The organism is Planomonospora antibiotica (assembly GCF_014647955.1).
Lineage (GTDB): Bacteria > Actinomycetota > Actinomycetes > Streptosporangiales > Streptosporangiaceae > Planomonospora > Planomonospora parontospora.
Map to the genome: position 1 here is coordinate 35,975 of NZ_BMQE01000014.1, position 17,765 is coordinate 53,739.

General features: G+C 73.5%; 11 protein-coding genes. 3 read left to right on the plus strand and 8 right to left on the minus strand.

The window, feature by feature from the left end:
- Positions 1-32: 32 nt before the first annotated feature.
- Positions 33-2,990 carry an endo-1,4-beta-xylanase gene (locus IEZ06_RS15320; RefSeq protein ID WP_189237364.1) on the minus strand — a complete coding sequence of 986 codons (2,958 nt, stop codon included), beginning with the start codon at positions 2,988-2,990 and terminating at the stop codon, positions 33-35.
- 65 nt (positions 2,991-3,055) lie between these two features.
- On the minus strand, positions 3,056-4,432 hold the full coding sequence (locus tag IEZ06_RS15325; RefSeq protein WP_189237365.1) for a glycoside hydrolase family 5 protein: 1,377 nt from the start codon (positions 4,430-4,432) through the stop codon (positions 3,056-3,058).
- 182 nt (positions 4,433-4,614) lie between these two features.
- On the opposite strand from IEZ06_RS15325, the gene IEZ06_RS15330 reads away from it, so the two are divergent.
- Positions 4,615-5,625 carry a LacI family DNA-binding transcriptional regulator gene (locus tag IEZ06_RS15330; RefSeq protein WP_189237366.1) on the plus strand — a complete coding sequence of 337 codons (1,011 nt, stop codon included), beginning with the start codon at positions 4,615-4,617 and terminating at the stop codon, positions 5,623-5,625.
- A 135-nt stretch (positions 5,626-5,760) separates the two neighbouring features.
- Here IEZ06_RS15330 and IEZ06_RS15335 read toward each other — a convergent pair whose 3' ends face one another.
- From IEZ06_RS15335 to IEZ06_RS15345, 3 genes are all read right to left on the minus strand, one after another.
- Positions 5,761-6,618, minus strand: a complete 858-nt coding sequence (locus IEZ06_RS15335; RefSeq protein WP_189237367.1) for a carbohydrate ABC transporter permease — start codon at positions 6,616-6,618, stop codon at positions 5,761-5,763.
- Positions 6,615-7,622 carry a carbohydrate ABC transporter permease gene (locus IEZ06_RS15340; protein ID WP_189237368.1) on the minus strand — a complete coding sequence of 336 codons (1,008 nt, stop codon included), beginning with the start codon at positions 7,620-7,622 and terminating at the stop codon, positions 6,615-6,617. Before IEZ06_RS15340 ends, IEZ06_RS15335 begins: the two co-directional genes overlap by 4 nt.
- 63 nt (positions 7,623-7,685) lie before the next feature.
- A complete protein-coding gene (locus tag IEZ06_RS15345) occupies positions 7,686-8,987 on the minus strand; it encodes an extracellular solute-binding protein (protein WP_229798185.1) in 1,302 nt (433 codons plus the stop codon).
- Between the two features lie 402 nt (positions 8,988-9,389).
- On the opposite strand from IEZ06_RS15345, the gene IEZ06_RS15350 reads away from it, so the two are divergent.
- Together IEZ06_RS15350 and IEZ06_RS15355 are read left to right on the plus strand one after the other, a co-directional pair.
- A complete protein-coding gene (locus IEZ06_RS15350; RefSeq protein ID WP_229798187.1) occupies positions 9,390-10,454 on the plus strand; it encodes a Gfo/Idh/MocA family protein in 1,065 nt (354 codons plus the stop codon).
- Between the two features lie 112 nt (positions 10,455-10,566).
- Positions 10,567-10,803 carry a hypothetical protein gene (locus tag IEZ06_RS15355; protein WP_189237369.1) on the plus strand — a complete coding sequence of 79 codons (237 nt, stop codon included), beginning with the start codon at positions 10,567-10,569 and terminating at the stop codon, positions 10,801-10,803.
- Between the two features lie 60 nt (positions 10,804-10,863).
- On the opposite strand, the gene IEZ06_RS15360 is transcribed toward IEZ06_RS15355, so the two are convergent.
- The 3 genes from IEZ06_RS15360 to IEZ06_RS15370 all read right to left on the minus strand — a co-directional run bounded on the left by IEZ06_RS15360 (position 10,864) and on the right by IEZ06_RS15370 (position 17,756).
- Complete coding sequence (locus tag IEZ06_RS15360; RefSeq protein WP_189237370.1) at positions 10,864-14,133, minus strand: non-ribosomal peptide synthetase; 3,270 nt, start codon at positions 14,131-14,133, stop codon at positions 10,864-10,866.
- Positions 14,130-16,070: a non-ribosomal peptide synthetase gene (locus tag IEZ06_RS15365; protein ID WP_189237371.1), complete on the minus strand. Its 1,941-nt coding sequence runs from the start codon at positions 16,068-16,070 to the stop codon at positions 14,130-14,132. The genes IEZ06_RS15360 and IEZ06_RS15365 overlap by 4 nt, the downstream gene beginning before the upstream one ends.
- A gap of 210 nt (positions 16,071-16,280) precedes the next feature.
- A complete protein-coding gene (locus tag IEZ06_RS15370) occupies positions 16,281-17,756 on the minus strand; it encodes a condensation domain-containing protein (protein WP_189237372.1) in 1,476 nt (491 codons plus the stop codon).
- Positions 17,757-17,765: the final 9 nt, after the last annotated feature.

The window sequence follows — 17,765 nt, forward strand, 5'->3', positions numbered from 1 at the left end:
CCCTCTTCCGCTTTCTCGTACCGTTTCCCGGCTCACCGGGCGAACCCGAGCACGCCCCAGCGGGCGGTGCTGAGGTGGGCCAGGCCGGTCGGGTCGCTCCAGGTCGCCGCGGCGGTACGGCTCGCCCCCGTCGCGTCGTTCACCTGGACGTCGAAGCCCAGCAGCGCGTCCCCGCCGAGGGCGGCGGTCGGCAGCTCGATCGTGGCCTCGACGACGTACCCGCCGGGCACCTGGCGGACCGCGCTCGTCAGGTTGCCCTCGATGGCGGCGGGGTCCAGGGGGCCGCCGACCGTCCGCCTCCCGGTGAAGGAGATCCGGTACTGGCCGTCGTCGTCGCCGTAGCCCTTGGTCTTGCCGTTGTCGGCGTCCACGAAGATCTCCACCGAGTCCTGCTGCCAGGCGTCGGGGGACTCCTCGCTGAGCCGCGGGTCGCTCACCCGGGCCAGCACGTGCAGGCGTCCGGCGTCCCACAGGGCGCGCACCCGGGCGGTCGCCCCGGCCGTGCCCTGGACCCAGGTCGCGGTCCGGATCTCCGGCGCCCTGGCCCACACGGCGTCCACGGTGCCGTCGACCTTCGGTGTGCCCCGGACCGCCGCGGTCGTGCGCACCGCCGGGACGGGGGTCATCTCGCCCGCCCAGACCAGGGTGTCCTGCGAGGAGGCGTCCCGGACGGTCAGCCGGACCCCGCCGGCGCCGGAGGCCCCCGCGGGCAGCAGCGCCTCGACCCGGTAGCCGCCGGGGGTCTTCCCGACATGCGCCCGCAGGCCCTTGGCGTGCGGGCCCTTGGCGTGCGGGCCGGTGCGCCGGATCACGTGGTCGGCTCCGCCGACCGTCACGGTCACGGTGTCCTGCCCGTCCCGTGAGGGGTCGGTCACCTCGGCCAGCACCGACAGGCCCTTGGCGGAGCGGCGGAACTGGACGCCCGCCGACAGGCCGCCGTTCCTGGCCGGGCGCACGTCGGGCAGCAGGTCCCATTCCCGGTCGCGCCGGCCGTCGATCCTCGGCGTGCCCTCGGGCACCTCGACGTCGTGGACCAGCGGCTCCAGCCTGGACGGGTCGACCACGCCCCAGTAGGCGGGTTTGGCCTGCAGCCGGTCGTCGAAGAGCAGCGGCGCGTTGAGCCGGGTGATGGGGAAGGTCGACAGCCAGGTGTCGTCGTCGGCCAGTCCCCAGAGCGTGACGGAGCTCAGGTGCCCGCTCTGCCGGCGGAAGACGTCGAAGATCTCCTTGTACCGGTGCCCCTGCTGCAGCAGGAGCGCGGCGGGGATCTCGGGGTAGGACTGGACGAAGTCGGTGTAGACGCTGACGTCCAGCTCGGTGACCTGCTGGTCGACGCCGAGGCCGGCGATCAGCTCGATGGTCTCCTCGATCTCCGAGGCGTGCGGCTGCTCGATGTTGACGTGCAGCTGGTGGCCGACGCCGTCGATCGGCACGCCCTCGGCCCTGAGCTTCTTGACCAGCTCGTACAGGGCCCGGCGCTTGCGCGGGAACTCGGTGTTGTAGTCGTTGATGTAGAGCTTGGCGTCCGGGTCGACCTCCCTGGCCACCCGGAAGGCGGTGCGGATGTAGTCCAGTCCGGTGGTCTGGAACCACTTCGACCGGCGCAGGCCGTCCGGCTGGTTCTCGTCGACGACCTCGTTGACGACGTCCCAGGCGTACAGCCTGCCCTTGTAGCGCCCGGCCACGGCCCGGATGTGGTTCTCCAGCCGGCGCAGCACGTCGGCCTTGGTGCCCTCGAACACCCAGTCGGGCGTCTGGCTGTGCCAGGCGAGGGTGTGGCCGCGCACCTTGAGCCCGTTGGCGTGGGCGTGGTCGACCAGGTGGTCGCCCTCGGCGAAGGTGAACTCGCCCTCGCGCGGCTCGGTGGCGTCCCACTTGAGCTGGTTGCCCGGGGTGACGCTCTCGAAGTGCCTGCGCAGCAGCTCGCCGTGCTCGCCGAGCGTCTGGGGTCGCTGCACCGCGGTGCCGATCGTGAAGCCGAGGACGTCCTTGAGCGCGGGGATGTCGCGCTGGATCGGCACCGCCGGGACGTGGACCAGGGTGAAGTCGTCCACGGCGAACGGCGTGGTGTCCGAGGCCGACTCGACGTACACCGACAGGAAGTCGACGTCGTGGCCGAGCGTGTAGGTGCCCTTCAGCTCGGTCCACTGACCGGCCGCGACCTCGCGGGGCGCGGCGATCCGGTCATAGCTCGGTGTGTCCCCGCTGCGCCGTTCGATCGACAGCCCCAGCGAGGTCGCCGCCTCGGGGCGCACCCAGATCGAGGCCGTGTACTTGGCGCCCTTGGCCATCACCGGCAGGACGTCGAGCGCCGGCCCGTCCCAGGAGGCGGAGCGGTCCGACACGGCCAGGCCGTACCCTCCCCGGCGCGCGGCGGAGGCGGTGGCGGCCAGGGTGGCCGAGGCGCGCGCCCGCCACCCCTGGGCGGTGCCGGTCTCGAAGTCGGTGCTCGTCCCGTCCTCTCCGCCGGAGCCGGACTCCTCGGTGATCGTGACGTCGTCCAGGCGGTAGGCGGCGGCCGGGTCGGAGCTCTCGGCGTACAGCTGCAGATCGGTGGAGGCGCCGGTGAAGGTGTACCGCCCCGACAGCTCCACCCATCCGGCGTCCCCGACGGTGGCGGCGGCGACACGCTCGTAGACCGTGTCCCCTCCGTCGGGGGTGCGCTGCACGGTCAGCGCGACCGTGCTCTCCCCCGCCACGGCGCGGGCGAAGGCGGTCACCGTGTAGGTCCGCCCCTCGGCGAAGTGCGGCGCGACGACCGCCCCGTGCCAGTTCTCGCTGCGGCCGGTGACCAGCAGCGACGCCGTCCCGGAGCGCGCGAGTTCGGACGAGGCGGTCACCGAGACCCCGTCGCCGCGGGGTCCCCAGCCTTGCGTGCCGGATTCGAAGTCGTACGTCACCGGTTGCGCGGCGTGCGCCGGTGCCGGGACGGCGACGAGCGTCGCCAGGCACAGCAGGGCGGCGGTCAGCAGGGAGCGGAGGGAGCTCATGGGGGGTGCTCTTCTCTCGGCGGTCTCTCGGCGGGCGGGACTCGGCGGGGTGCGGCGGGCCTGGCTCAGCCCGCGAGGTTCGCGGTGAGCAGCTCGATGAGCGGCTCACGGCGCACGCAGGCCGGCAGGGCGAACGAGTCGGCCAGGGCGACCAGCTCGTCGTCGGACAGGCCCTTGAACAGGGCGGCGTACTCCGGCAGCAGCGCCTGCGCGACGAGGATGTGCCGGATCAGGTCGTCGGTCTGGTAGCGGGCGCCCCACGGGTAGGGGTCCCACTCGGGGAACTCGGTCTCCACCAGCCGGTGCAGCGGCGCCAGGACGTCGGCCGACTCCTCCATCGTGGAGCCCCACCGGTCGGCGCCCAGGCGCGTCTTCTTGGCGATGAAGTCCCCGAAGCGCCGCAGGTACGGCCCGGCGGGGTCCGCGCTCACCAGGCCCTGCAGGCCGACGTCCTTGTAGGTCCACAGCGCCCAGCCGGCCTGGTGCTCGTCGAAGATCTCCAGCTGGTCGGTGAGGATCCGGTAGCGCTGCGCGTCGATCTCGGGGTCGCCGGTGTAGACGGGGCCGAACTCGCCCACCCAGATCGGCGTGCCGGTCTCGCGCTGGAAGGCGGTGCGCCGCTCGAAGGTCCGCACCAGGTGGTCGCGGTCCACCCACTCGCCGCGGGTGTAGCCGGGGTACGGCCCGCCGTGCGCGAAGCCGGCCAGGGCGTAGTCGTGGCAGACGAAGACGGTGTTCTCGTAGACCTCGCGGAAGACCGAGAAGTCGGTGGAGTAGGTGTTGCCGTCCAGGAAGAGCACGTGGCCCGGGTCGACGGCGCGCAGCGCCTTGACCAGCCGGTCGTAGAACGGGCCGACCACCTTGCCGCTGGGGTCGCCCGGCTCGTTGACCGGGTTGTAGCCGGCCACGTAGGGCTGGTCGCGGTAGCGGTCGGCGATCGCCTCCCACATGTGCACCACGCGGTCCTGGAAGTGGCGGTGCCGCCAGAACGCGGCGACGTGGGTGGGGTTGTCGGAGTGCCAGTGCTGGTTCTGCGACCCGGGTACGGCGTGCAGGTCCAGCACGCTGTAGATGCCGCGCTCGGCGAGCAGGCCGATGACGCGGTCGAGGTGGCGGAAGCCGCGCTCGTCGATCTCGAACGGCCGGTCGTCGGACTCGAGATGCCGGTAGTTGAACGGGATGCGCACGCAGTTCATCCCGGCGGCGGCGAGCAGGTCGGCGTCCTCGGGGCCGAAGAAGGAGGTCAGCAGCCGGTCGAAGAACAGCTCCGCCCGGTCCTCCCCGATCGCCTCACGCACCGCGTCCCGCATCCCGGCCTCGTTGGCCGGGTAGCCGGTAATGAAGTTCTCCATGTTGAGCCAGCCCCCGAGGCCGACTCCACGCAGCCTCACCGGAGTGCCTGCCGAGTCGACGAGTTGGGATCCGGAGACACGCAGAGTCATCAAATCTCCCTTATCACGGAGAGTAGAGATCTTGTGAAAGTTTCATTGAACTTCCGAATGTTTCGCTCTCGGGCGAGGATAGATAATTGCCCGTTATGCGTCAATACGGCCGTGGAAGCGCTCCCAGTGACCGGTGACACAGCGGGGGGAAATCCCGAAACTTTTCGGGTACACTCCGTGCCATGCCAACGAAGAAGCGGGTGACGATCGCGCTGATCGCCGAGGAGGCCGGAGTCTCCGTCCCCACGGTGTCCAAGGTCATCAACGGCCGTCCGGAGGTCGCACCGGAGACCCGTCAGCGGGTGGAGCGCCTGCTCCACCTGCACGGTTACCAGCGCCGGGTCGGCCAGGCCGACGGGCCCGCGGGCCTGGTCGACCTGGTCTTCTCCGAGATCGAGAGCCCCTGGGCCATGGAGATCGTGCGCGGCGCCGAGACCGCCGCGCGCGAGGCCGGGGCCAGCGTCGTGATCTCCGTACTGCACACCCACGCCGGGCCCGGACGCGACTGGCTGGAGCGCATCGCGGCCCGGCGCACCGACGGGGTGGTCATCGTGGCCTCCCGGCTCTCGGCCGGCCTGCAGCGCCAGCTCAGCGCCCGGTCGATGCCGTTCGTGGTCGTCGACCCCGAGGGCGAGCCCCCGCCCAACGTCGCCTCGGTGGGCGCCACCAACTGGAACGGCGGACTGGCCGCCACCCGGCACCTGCTGGAGCTGGGGCACCGCCGGATCGGGATCATCGGCGGCCCGGCCGACATGCTGTGCAGCCGGGCCAGGATCGACGGCTACCGGGCCGCGCTGGAGACCGCCGGCGTCGCCGTGGCCCCGGAGCTGATCCGCGGCGGCGACTTCCTGGTGGACTCCGGCCGCGAGCAGGGCCGCGAGCTGCTCGCCCTGGACGACCCGCCCACCGCGATCTTCGCCGGCAGCGACCTGCAGGCGTTCGGCGTGCTGGAGGCCGCCCGGCAGCGGGGGCTGCGCGTCCCGGAGGACCTCAGCGTGGTCGGCTTCGACGACCTGCCCCTGGCCCAGTCGGCCTGGCCCTCCCTGACGACCGTCCGCCAGCCGCTCCAGGAGATGGCCGCCCTGGCCACCCGCATGGTGGTGGCCTCCGGGCCGGGCGCCCCGGAGGCCAAGCGCGTGGAGCTGGCCACCGAGCTCGTCGTCCGGGAGAGCACGGCCCCGCCCCGCCGCTGAAGGAGCCGCTGAGGAGGCCGGCGAAGGGGCCGCTGAGGAGGCCGCTGAGGAGGCCGCTGAGGGGGCCCGCGAAGGGGCGCGCCCCACCGGTGCCGGCCGCCCGGCCCGCGGTGAGGCGCGCCGCCCGCTCATCCCTCAGCCCTTCGTCGCCCCGGCCGTGAGGCCGCTGATGAGCTGGCGCTCGGCGACGGCGTAGAACCCCAGCGCCGGCAGCATCGCCACGATGACGTAGGCGAGCACCTTGGCCGTGTCGGTGGAGTACTGGCCGCTGAACTGCTGGACGCCCACCGGGATCGTCCACCACTCGGGGGTGTTGAAGACGACCAGCGGCAGGAAGAAGTTGTTCCAGCTGTTGACCACCGCGAGCACCGAGACCGTGGCGATGGCCGGACGGGCCATCGGCAGCAGGATCCGCCAGAAGAACCCGAACGCGCTGCAGCCGTCGAGCGTCGCCGCCTCCTCCACCTCTCCCGGGATCGTCCGGAAGAACCCCCGCAGGATGATGATCGTCACCGGCAGGGCGAAGGCGGCCTGGGGCAGGATCACCCCGAGCGGGTTGTCCAGCAGGCCCAGGCTGCGCAGCAGCACGAACAGCGGGAGGATCGCCACCGCGAACGGGAACATCAGCCCCATCGTGAACAGGGTGAACAGCAGCTCCCGTCCCCGGAAGGCGAACCGGGCGAAGACGAACCCGGCCAGGGCCGCCGTGGCCACCACGATGAGGGCCGTGGCGGCCGCGATGAACGTGCTGTTGCCGACCTGGCGCCAGAAGTCCGGCGAGGTCAGGACGTCGGTGTAGTTCGACACCACCCACGGCGACGGCAGGCCGAACGGGTTGGTCGACAGCTGCTGGTTGCTCTTGAAGCCGCCGAGCACGCCGTAGGCGATCGGGACGACGATCAGCGCCCCGATCGCGATGACGATCGCGTGCAGTCCCAGGTGCCGGAGCCTGCGCTGCTTCCTCACCCGCTCGCGGGTGCTGGTGTGGCTCATCGCTGGTCTCGCATTCCGGTGATCGCCCCTTCGGTGTCGCGGCGCAGGACGAACCTCTGGTAGCCGAGCGCGAAGACCAGGCTGATCAGGAACATCACGACGCTGATGGCGCTGGCGTAGCCGACCTGGTAGCGCCCGAAACCGAAGGTGAACATGGTGATGGCCATCGTCTCGGACGAGTGGATGGGCCCACCCTCGGTGAGCACCCAGACCAGGTCGAACAGCTGGATGGCTCCGATGATGGACAGGAAGGCGCTGATGCGGATGGTCGGGCCCAGCAGCGGCAGCGTCACGTGGCGGAACACCTTCCAGCCGCTCGCCCCGTCCAGCTGGGCGGCCTCGATCAGCTCGTTGGGGATGCCCTGCCGCCCGGCCAAGTACAGGATCATGTGGAAGCCGAAGTACTTCCAGGTCATGACGATGAACACCGAGTACATGACGCTCGAGGGATCCGACAGCCAGGTCGAGCTCAGCTCCTCCAGCCCGATCATGCTCAGCATCTCGTTGGCGAGGCCGCGCTCGGGCGAGAAGAACATCGTGAACAGCACCGCGGTGATGACCTCGGACAGCACGTACGGCGCGAAGAACAGCAACCGGTAGAAGGCCCGGCCCCGCATGGGCTGGTTGAGCAGCAGCGCCAGCCCCAGGGCGAGCGGCAGCTGGACCACCAGCGAGAGCACGATCAGCAGCAGCCCGCGCCACAGGTCCCCGAGGAACACCGGGTCCTGGAACATCCGGGTGAAGTTGTCCAGGCCGATGAAGTTCGTCGGCAGCCCGCCGAACCCGTTCCACTTGAACACGCTGGCGTACGCGGCGAGCACGATCGGCACCAGCACCAGCAGGACGAACAGCACCAGCGCCGGGAGCAGGAACAGGGTGATCGTCATCAGTGTGCGGCGCCGGCTCCTGCGGCGGCCGGCCGGGCCGCCGCCGGACGCGGGCCGCGCCCGGCGGGGTCCCGGCTGCGCCGGACGCTTGTCCGCCGCCAGGGTCTCCGGTTTCATCGGTTCTCCCCGATCGGGGGGCCGGGCGGGCGCCCGGCCCCTTCCTTCGTCTTCACTCGGTCGTCACTCCGACTTCGCCGCCGTCGTGATGTCGGCGACGACCTGCTCGGGGGTCTTCGACCCGGCGATGAGCTCGGCCACGCTGTCGTTCACCTGCTGGCCGACGGCCGGCGGGTAGGCCTGGTCGAGGTAGAGCTGGTAGCCGGTGGCCTTGTTGAGGCTCTCCGTCACGAGCTTGGCGTGCCGGTCCGTGACCGCGTCCTCGGTGCCCTTGACCGCGGGGAAGATGGCGCCCGTCTTGACGCCCTTGCGGTGGTTGTCGGGCTCGGAGATGAACTTGAGGAAGTCGATCGCCTCCGGGGGCGCGTCGGCACCGACGGCGACACCGCCGCCGCCGCCGAAGGCCTCCGTCGCCGAGCCCTTGCCGCCCTCGACCGCCGGGAACGGGAAGAAGCCGAGGTCCTCGCCGAGGTCCTTGGAGGTGTCCCGCTGGACGCTGGGCGCCCACTGGCCCATCAGCTCCATCGCGGCCTTGCCGTTGCCGATCGTGGCGGCCTGGCCGTCCGGCTTGTCGTAGTCGGCGCCCAGGAAGCCCGGCTGGAACGGCTCGAGGGCGGTCAGCTCCTTGAGCTTCTGCCCGGCCGTCACGAAGTCGGGGTTCTCGAACGACTTGGTCTCGGCCGCCTGCTTGAGCGCGTCCAGGCCCGCCACGCGCATGGCCAGGTAGGCCCAGTAGTAGTGGCCGGGCCACTTGGCCTTGCCCGCCAGGGCGATCGGGGCGATCCCGGCCGCCTTGAGCTTCTTGACGGCGTCGAGGAACTCGGTCCACGTCGCCGGCGGCGCGTCGATGCCGGCCTTGGCGAAGAGCTTCTTGTTGTACCAGAAGCCGACCATGCCGAGGTCGTGCGGGACGCCGTACGTCTTGCCGTCGATCTGGTAGGCCGACAGGGCGACCGGGGAGAGCGTGTCGGACCAGGAAGAGATGTCGGAGGTGATGTCCTTGACCAGCCCCGCCTCGACCTGCTGGGCCAGCACGCCGCCGCCCCAGGTGTGGAACAGGTGCGGGGCCTTGCCCGACTGGGTGACCGTCGTGAGCTTCGACTTGAAGTTCTCGACGTTCATCGCGTTCACCTTGATGGTGACGTTGGGGTGCTTGGCCTGGTAGTCCTTGACCAGCCCGTTCCAGACGCCCAGCATGGGATCGATGTTGTGGATGGTCCACCATTCGACGGTGACCTTGCCCCCGGAGGAGGCGCCCCCGCCCGATCCCGCGTTGTTGCTCTCCTGGCCGCCGCCGCCGCACCCCGCAAGGAGTAGCGCGGCCGCCGCCATCGTCACCACACTTCGCCGATTGAACGACTTCACAGTGGTCTTCCTTCCTCTGCCGTCGCTACCGCAGATGTGATCCGCTGCCCGCGGATTGATCTCTGAAAGTTTCATCGCGTTGCCGATAGTTTCTAGAGATGGCGCTGAGGTTACATTGGCTTTTCCGTGGTATCAACGGCCGTCTTCACACCGTTATCTAGAGGTTGGCGAGAGAGATCCGTTGACGCGGCCCGCGAAAGCGCTTACGGTACGGGACGCGAAAAATCTCGGAAATCTTAAGAAACTTTCGGACAGCAGGTGCCCGCATGCCGCGAACTCGCATGACGTGCCTGGTCGAGGGCCTGGCCGGGAGCCCTCCCCCGGCGGCGCGGATCCGGCCGGGCCCTCGCCCCCGGGTACGGAAAGCGCGTTCCCGCGCGCTGCGGACGCGCCGGTGAAACGGTGACCCCCGTCTTCCGGGCGGGGCGCGCCCGGCCGCCGGTGCCGCGCCCGATCCGGGTCGCCGTCGTCGGCACCGGCCCGGCCGCCCGCCTCGGCCACCTGGCGGCGCTGCGCGCCGAATCCCACCGGGTCAGGCTGATCGCGGCCGTGGACCCCGAGCCCGGCCGGGCGGAGGCGTTCTGCGCCGAGCACGGCGTCCCCGCCGCGCACACCTCGCTCACCGGGATGCTCGCCGCCGAACGCCCCGACCTCGTGCACCTCTGCACGCCTGCGGACCTGCACGCCGCGCAGACCGCCGAGTGCCTGCGGGCCGGGGCGTGGGTCTGGTGCGAAGGGCCCGCCGGCCTCTCCCTGGCCGAGTACGACCTGGTCACCATGGCCGAGCGGGAGAACCCCGGCGTCTACGCCTCGGCCGTCGCCGCGCACCGGTTCGGCTCCGGAGCCCGCCGCCTGCGGCGGGCCGCCCCGGAGCTGGGCCGTCCGCTGCTGGTCCAGTGCGTCACCGTCCGGCACCGCGGCGACCGCTCCGGCGCGTCCCGGCGGGGGCGCCGGGAGCCCGGGGGCGGCGGGCCCTCCCTCGGCGAGATGGACCTGATGCTCTCGGTCCTCGGCAGGTGGACGGAGGTCCGCGCGATGGCGGGCACCCCCGGGCGGGCCGGGGCGGAGGACGTCCTCCTCGCCCTGGTCCGGTTCGAGAGCGGCGCCGTGGCCACGGTGGCCGACAGCCCGGCCTCCCCGTGCGAGGAGAGCCGCCTGCGCTTCGACTTCACCGGCGGCACGGTCGAGCTGCGCCATCCGTACGGCCGCCGCGACCCCGGCCGCGGCTCCGCCTTCGGGCTCTGGGCGCCCGGGGAGGGCGCGGAGGGCCCTCGTGCCGTGCAGCTCGCCGCCCTGCTGGACGCCATGGAGCGCGGCGAGCGCCCCGAGGTCAGCGGCGCCGAGGGGCGCGGCGCGCTGGAGCTGGCCACCGGCGTCCACGCCTCGGCCTTCACCGGCAGGTCCGTCCTGCGGGCCGAGCTCGTCCCCGGCCACCCCTTCTACCGCCTCCACCGCGGAGAACCGTGACCTCCGGCCGGGGCGGGGCGAACTCCGGGCGCGTCCGGCCGGACTCCCACGTTTCCACCGCCATAAAACGGACATGAGCCACCTTAATGGCCATCAATTCTCGGGGGTGCCCATGAGCTCGAAATCACGGCAGACGAAGGCCCAGCACGAGCAGCGGAAGGCCTCGGCCGCCCGGCGGCAGCAGGCCGGCCCCGTCTCCGCCGGGGGAACGCCCTCCCGCGCGGGCAAGGCGAGCGGGACGCACGGCGCCGACCACCCCGGGGGCAGCACCCAGGCGCAGCGCATGGCCAAGCAGTCCCTCCCGCTCCGCCGGGGTCAGCGTTCCGGATCGGGCCGCCCGTCGTCCTGACGGCGGCGGTCAGCCGTCGAGCAGCGTTCCGGATCGGGCCGCCCGTCATCCTGACGGCGGTCAGCCGTCGAGCAGTCTGAGCGCCTCCTCGTCGGTCATGCCGGCCAGCTCGGCGATCAGCAGTTCCTCCACCTCGGCGGCCAGCCCGGCGATCGTGGCGCGGTCGAAGACGGTGCGGACGGGGACCTCCACCCCGGTCGCGCGGCGGATCCGCGCGGCCACCCGCGTGGCCAGCAGGGAGTGCCCGCCCAGCGCGAAGAAGTCGTCGAACACGCCGGGGCCGGTGACCCCGAGCAGTTCCTCCCAGATCCCGGCCACCAGCCGCTCCGCGTCGGTGCGGGGCGGGACCCGCCCGGCGGCCGGGACGAGGTCCGGTTCGGGCAGGGCCGCGCGGTCGACCTTGCCGCTCGAGGTCAGGGGCAGCGCCTCCAGCCGCACCCAGGCGGCCGGGACGAGCTGCCGGGGCAGCACGCCCTCCAGCCGGGCGCGCAGCTCGGCCGGATCGGCCGTGCCGGTGAAGTAGGCGATCAGCTCCTCGCCCCGGACGGTGACGAACGCCTGCCCCACCTCCGGATGGTCGAGCAGCCTGCTCTCGACCTCTCCGGGCTCGATCCGGAAGCCCCGCACCTTGAGCTGGCCGTCCAGCCGCCCCAGGAACTCCAGCCGCCCGTCGAGGCGGCGGCGGGCCCGGTCGCCGGTCCGGTAGCGGCGCGAGCCCGGCGGGCCGTACGGGTCCGGGACGAACGCCGCCGCGGTCAGCGACGGCCTGCCGAGGTAACCGCGCGCCACCCCCGCCCCGCCGATGACGAGCTCGCCCGTCGCGCCCGCCGGGAGCGGCCGGCCCCGCTCGTCCAGCACGTGGACCGAGGTCTCGCCGATCGGCCATCCGATCGGCGGACGGCCCGAGGCCGCGTCGGCGCCCAGGTCGGCGGCGGTGGCGATGACCGCGGCCTCGGTCGGCCCGTAGGTGTTGACCAGCCGGACCCGGTCGGCGAACCGGGTCCGCCAGCGTTCGACCGCCGCGGCGGCGACCTGCTCGCCGCCCAGGATCACCAGGCGCAGCCCGGGCGGCCAGGCCACCTCCTCCTGCTCCTCCACCAGCGCGTGCCAGTAGGCGGTCGGCAGGTCCAGCACGGTGACCCGCCGGCCCGCGGGACCGGCCAGCACCTCCGGCAGGCTCGTCGCCCCGTCGGGGAGCAGCACCAGCGCGGCGCCCGACGCCAGCGTGGGGAAGACCTCCTCGACGTGCGCGTCGAAGCCGAGCGAGGCGAACTGGACCACGTGGTCGCCGGGGGCCAGGCCGTAGGCGGAGCGCATCCACCGCACCCGCGCGGTGACGGCCCCGTGCTCCACCACCACGCCCTTGGGGCGCCCGGTGGAGCCCGAGGTGGTGATCACGTAGGCGGCGTCGGCCGGCCGGACCGCCGCGGGTCCCGCGCCCGCCGCGGGCTCCGTCCCCGTCCCCGGGGCCGCAGCGGATCCCGTGCCCGCCTCCGGGGCCGCCGCCGCACGGGCGCGGCCGGGCCGCGGGCCTGCGAGCGCCGGGCCGGACGGGTCGACGGCGAGGCGGCCGGGGGGGAGACTCCGCCGGGTGACCACATGGACGACCGAGGCGTCCGCCAGGGAGAAGGCGAGCCGTTCGTCGGGGTCGTCCGGATCGAGCGGCAGATAGGCGGCGCCGGCCCGCCACACCGCGAGCAGCGCGACGATCGCCTCGACCGAGCGCGGCAGGCAGACGCCGACGATGTCGCCGGGACGCACCCCGCTCTCCCCGAGCACGCCGGCCAGCGCGTCCGCGCGCGCCATCAGCTCCCCGTAGGAGACCTCCGTCCCGCCGCAGACCACGGCCACCGCACCGGGCGACCGCCGCGCGACCTCGGCGATCAGCTCGGGGACCGTCCCCGCCGTCCCGGCGCCCGCTCCGACGGCTCCGACGGCTCCGACGGCTCCGACGGCTCCGACGGCTCCGACGGCTCCGACGGCTCCGACGGCTCCGACGGCCGGAGGACGGCCGTCACCCCCCGGTGGTTCCGTTCCTCCGGGCACGGCGTGGGCGCGGATCTCCGCCTCGTCCTCGTCCGTCCAGATCCGCAGCTCCGAGATCGCGGTGTCCGGCCCGGCCGCGACGGACTCCAGCAGCCGGGCGAACCGCCCGGCCAGCCGGCGCCCCGCCTCCGGGCCGAACAGCCCCGTATCGAGGCAGAGCGAGACGCCCAGCCCGTCGGCGTCCGACCAGGCCTCGACCATCAGGTCGGTCTTGGCCTGCCGGAACCCCGATTCGATCCCGGTCACCTCCAGGTCCCCGAACGGCCGCCGGGGGCCGCCGTCCTGGGTGTGCAGGATCAGCATCGACGGCAGCAGCGACTCGGCCCGCTCGCCGAGCCGTTCGAACGGCACGGCCGAACCCGCCATCGCGCCCAGGACCTCGCCCCGCATGCGAGTGATCAGTTCGGTGAAGGGCGGGTCTCCGCTCAGGTCTCCGCGGAGGACCACCGTCTGGGAGACGTACCCGACCATCCCCTCCAGTTCGACCCGGTCCCGGCCCGAGAAGACGCTGCCGACCAGGATGTCGCTCTGACCGGTATGCCGGGAGAGCAGCACCTGGTAGGCCGCCATGAGCACGGTGAACAGGGTGGTGCGCCGCTCCCCGGCCAGCCGCTCCAGCCGCCGGGCCGTCGCCGGCGGCAGGTGCGCCCGGTGGAAGTCCCCCTCCCCGCTCGCCGTGCCCTCGCGGAAGGGCAGCTCCGGCGGCGGCGGGTCGGCCAGCTTCTCCCGCCAGTACGGCACCGCGCGCCCGGCCCGGCTCCGCTGCCAGAGGGCGTGGTGGACGGCCTGGACGGGCAGCGGGGCGAGCTCCGCCACCGCGCCGGAGACGCGGGCCGTGTAGCAGGCGGCCAGGTCGTCCAGGATCACGTTGAGCGACCACCCGTCGGCGACGATGTGGTGCATCGTGACGCAGAGCACGTGCTCGTCGTCGCCGAGGCGGATCACCGCGATCCGCAGGGGCGGTCCCTGCGCCAGGTCGAACGGGGCGTTGGCCCGCTCGGCCGTCATCCGCTCCGCCTCCGGGCGGTCCCGCGCGACCGGCCAGTCGACGGCGGCGGGCGCCGGGGGCTCGACCACCGCCCAGGGCACCCCCTCCTCCTCGGTGAAGCGGGTGCGCAGGCTCTCGTGGCGGGCCAGGACGTCGTCGAACGCCCCGGCGAGCGCGGCCCGGTCGAGCGGTCCGCGCAGCGCGCGCACGAGATAGAGGTTGTAGGCGGCGTTCCCCGGGTCGAGGCGCTGCAGGAGCCAGAGCCGCTCCTGGGCCGGGGACAGGGGCGCCCTCATGCGCCCGGCGCCAGTTCGTCGAAGAGGGCGGCCAGTTCCTCGGCGCTGAGCCCGTCGAGCTGCTCGCGCAGCGCCGCCATGTCCATCAGGTCCGGCCCGTCGTCCATGCCGTCGCCCGCGCGGTCGAGCTCCCGGGCGAGCCCGGCCACCGTGGGGTTCTCGAACAGCGCCACGATCGGCACCGCGACCCCGAACATCGTCCGCACCCTGGCGATGATCTGGGCGGCCGTGAGCGAGTGCCCGCCGAGCTCGAAGAAGTCGTCGTCGACCCCGACCGGTTCGGCCAGGCCGAGGACGTCGGTCCACATCGCGGCCAGCTCCTTCTCCTCCGGGGTGGACGGGGCCCGGTAGGGGGTCCCGGCGACCCGCGTCCAGTCGGGGTGCGGCAGCGCCGCGCGGTCCAGCTTGCCGTTGGGCGTGAGCGGCAGCCGGTCGAGGACCACCAGGTGGGCGGGGACCATGTACTCGGGCAGACCCGCCCGCAGCCGGGCGCGCAGCACCGGCCAGAGCCCGCCCGCGCCCTCCGGACCACCGGGGTCACCGGGGTCACCGGGGTCGCCCGGACCGCTGGGACCGCCGGCCGGGACGACGTAGGCGACCAGCCGGGGCAGCCCGTCCGGCCCCTCGCGCACGGCGACGGCGGCCTGCCGCACCTCCCCGGCCGCGCGCAGGGCGGTCTCGATCTCGCCGAGCTCGATCCGGAAGCCGCGGATCTTGACCTGCTGGTCGGCCCGGCCCAGGTACTCCAGGCGTCCCGCCGCGCCGATCCGGGCCAGGTCGCCGGTGGCGTACATGCGCGCGCCCGGCCGGCCGGAGAAGGGATCGGGCAGGAAGCGGGCCGCGGTCAGGGCGGGCAGGCCGTGGTAGCCGCGCGCCACCCCGGCGCCGCCGATGTGCAGCTCCCCCGTCTCCCCCTCCGCCACCGGGTCTCCCCCGGCGTCCAGCAGGTACAGGGCGGTGTCGGCGATCGGCCCGCCCAGGTCCACCGGGGCCGGAGAGGGCGGGACGGGACCGGCCGTGGACCACACGGTCGTCTCCGTCGGGCCGTACACGTTCCACAGCCGGGCGCCGCCGGAGCCGAGCGCGTCGGCGAGGTCGCGCGGGAGCGCCTCGCCCCCGCACAATCGCGTCCGGACCGTCTCGGGCACCCCGCCGGCCTCCAGCAGGATGCGCCAGGTCGCCGGGGTGGCCTGCATGACCGTGATCCGCTCCTCGGCCGCCAGCGCGCGCAGCGCCGGGCCGTCGGCCGCCCGGTCGGCGGGGGCCACCACGAGCCGGGCGCCGCAGGTCAGCGGGAGCAGCAGTTCCAGCACCGAGATGTCGAACGACAGCGTGGTGACGGCCAGCCAGCGGTCGGCGGGGGTGAGCTCCAGCAGGGAGGCGAACGACCCGATCAGGTTGGCCACCGCGCCGTGCGGGACCGCCACGCCCTTGGGCCGCCCGGTCGACCCCGAGGTGTAGATCAGGTAGGCCAGGTCGCCCGTCGGGCCGTCCGGGGCGGGCGGGCCGCCCGGGGCGGGCCGCGCACCGGGGAGCGTGCCGTCCGGGGCGAGCACCAGCGTGCGGGGCGTCCCGCCGGGCAGCCGCGCCTCCACGCCGTCCTGGGTCAGTACCAGGCCGGCCCCCGCGTCCTCGCGCATCAGCCGGAGCCGGTCGGCGGGGAAGGCGGGGTCGAGCGGGACGTACGCGCCGCCGGCGGCCCAGACGGCCAGCACCGCGACCACCATCCCCACGGTGCGCTCCATGCAGATCCCGACCGGGACCTCCGGGCCCACGCCCCGCTCGCGCAGGACCGCCGCCAGGGCGTCGACCCGCTCGTGCAGCTCGCGGTGGGTCAGCTCGCCGCCGGGCCCGCTCACCGCCACCTCGTCGGGGGTCAGGTCCCGGCGGCGCCGGGTCAGCTCCAGCGTCGTCGGCGTCCTCGGCGTCGTCAGCACCGTTCGTCTCCCTTCCTTCTCGGATCCGGGGTCGGATCTCCGGTCCGTGCCGGATCAATCAGATCTAGCGATTCCACTGCCGGGTTCACCCGGCAGTGGAATCGCTTCCCTGTTACAGTTCTTCTGCTTGAAACGGGCAGGGCTTGTCCGTCGCCTACCTCGGCAGAGGAAAGCGAGAAGCCGCTCCCTTCAGGGAGCGGAGGAGTCACGTCAGCCGCCTCCCAGCTCGGACAGGCGGAGGTCCGGGCCGGTCCCGGCGCGCTCCAGCAGGCCGGTGAAGACGCGGGCGAACCGCCGCGCGGTCTCCGCCGTGAACAGGTCGCAGCCGTAGTCCAGGACCCCGCCCAGCCCCTCGCCCGCGCGCCAGAGGTCCACCGAGACCTCCGCCTTGGTACGGCCCGCGGGCGGGACCGGGTAGACCTCGACCTCCAGGTCCCCCATCGAGGTGCGCAGCAGGTCGCCCTTGGGCATGTTGTGCAGGTTGAACATGGCCTGCAGCAGCGGCGGGCGGCTCAGGTCGCGTGGCAGGCGCAGCCCCCCGAGGATCTGCTCGAAGGGCGCGTCCGCGTGCTGGAGCCCGCGCAGCAGGGTGACGCGGGTGCGCCCGAGCAGCTCCCGGAAGGCGGGGTCGCCGGACAGGTCGGCGCGGAGCACGAGCGTCGTGGAGAAGTACCCGATCAGCGGGGCCAGCTCGGTCCGGCCGCGCCCCGCGACCGGCACCCCGACGCAGAGGTCGTCCTGGCCGGCCAGCAGCCCGAGCGCGGCCTGGTAGGCCGCGACCAGGGCCATGAACAGCGTGCAGCGCTCCCGGCGGGCGACCTCCTCCAGCCGGGCGACCGTCTCACCGGACACCGTCAGGGGCTCCTGTCCGCCGCGTCCCGTCCATCTGGCCGGGCGGGGCAGGTCGGCCGGGAGGTCCAGGACGGGCACCCCGGCCAGGGTGCGGGTCCAGTACTCCAGCCGGGCCGTGCGGTCGTGCCGCCTGTCCTCGACGGCGAAGTCGGTGTACTGCATCGGCAGCTCCTCCAGCGCGGGTTCGCGCCTCTCGCGGAGGGCCGCGTAGCACTCGGCCAGCTCCCGCATGAGGACGTCCAGCGACCAGCCGTCGACCACGATGTGGTGCAGGACCAGGCAGAGCAGCGAGGTCCCGTCGTCCAGCCGCATCAGCGCCGCCCGCAGCGGCGGGTCCGACTCCAGGTCGAACGGCCGGTTGACGAGCTCCACCACGGCCGGCGCCGGGTCCCCGGCGACCTCGGCGGCCTCCAGCGGGACCGGCCCGGCGGGCATGACGACCTGCACCGGGCGGTCGCCGTCCAGCCGGAAGCGGGCGCGCAGCACGTGGTGCCGCCCGGCGACGCGGGTGAGGGCCGCGGCGAGGGCCCCGGCGTCGACCGGGCCGCGCAGCCGTACGCACCAGGGGGTGTTGTAGACGGTGTCGGCCGGGTCGAAGCGGTTGAGGAACCAGAGCCGTTCCTGGCCGAAGGAGAGCGGCCAGGAACGGCCCGCCTCCGTGCCCCCGGGGACCCCCGGGACCGCTGCGCCCCCTGCGCCTCCGCCCGCCGGGGCCGGGGCCTTCCGGCCGGAGGCCGCCCCGGCCAGCGTGAGCGCGCGCAGGGCCTCGCGGCGCTCGGGCGGGAGCGCGGCCAGCCGGGCGAGCAGCGCCGCCCGCCGTTCCTCTCCGGTCACGGCGCGGCC

Excerpts from the sequence above, each read along its gene's own strand:
- IEZ06_RS15325 (WP_189237365.1), bottom strand. The coding sequence starts at position 4,432 with ATGACTCTGCGTGTCTCCGGATCCCAACTCGTCGACTCGGCAGGCACT.
- IEZ06_RS15340 (WP_189237368.1), bottom strand. The coding sequence starts at position 7,622 with ATGAAACCGGAGACCCTGGCGGCGGACAAGCGTCCGGCGCAGCCGGGA.
- IEZ06_RS15355 (WP_189237369.1), top strand. The coding sequence starts at position 10,567 with ATGAGCTCGAAATCACGGCAGACGAAGGCCCAGCACGAGCAGCGGAAG.
- IEZ06_RS15320 (WP_189237364.1), bottom strand. The coding sequence starts at position 2,990 with ATGAGCTCCCTCCGCTCCCTGCTGACCGCCGCCCTGCTGTGCCTGGCG.
- IEZ06_RS15330 (WP_189237366.1), top strand. The coding sequence starts at position 4,615 with ATGCCAACGAAGAAGCGGGTGACGATCGCGCTGATCGCCGAGGAGGCC.
- IEZ06_RS15335 (WP_189237367.1), bottom strand. The coding sequence starts at position 6,618 with ATGAGCCACACCAGCACCCGCGAGCGGGTGAGGAAGCAGCGCAGGCTC.
- IEZ06_RS15360 (WP_189237370.1), bottom strand. The coding sequence starts at position 14,133 with ATGAGGGCGCCCCTGTCCCCGGCCCAGGAGCGGCTCTGGCTCCTGCAG.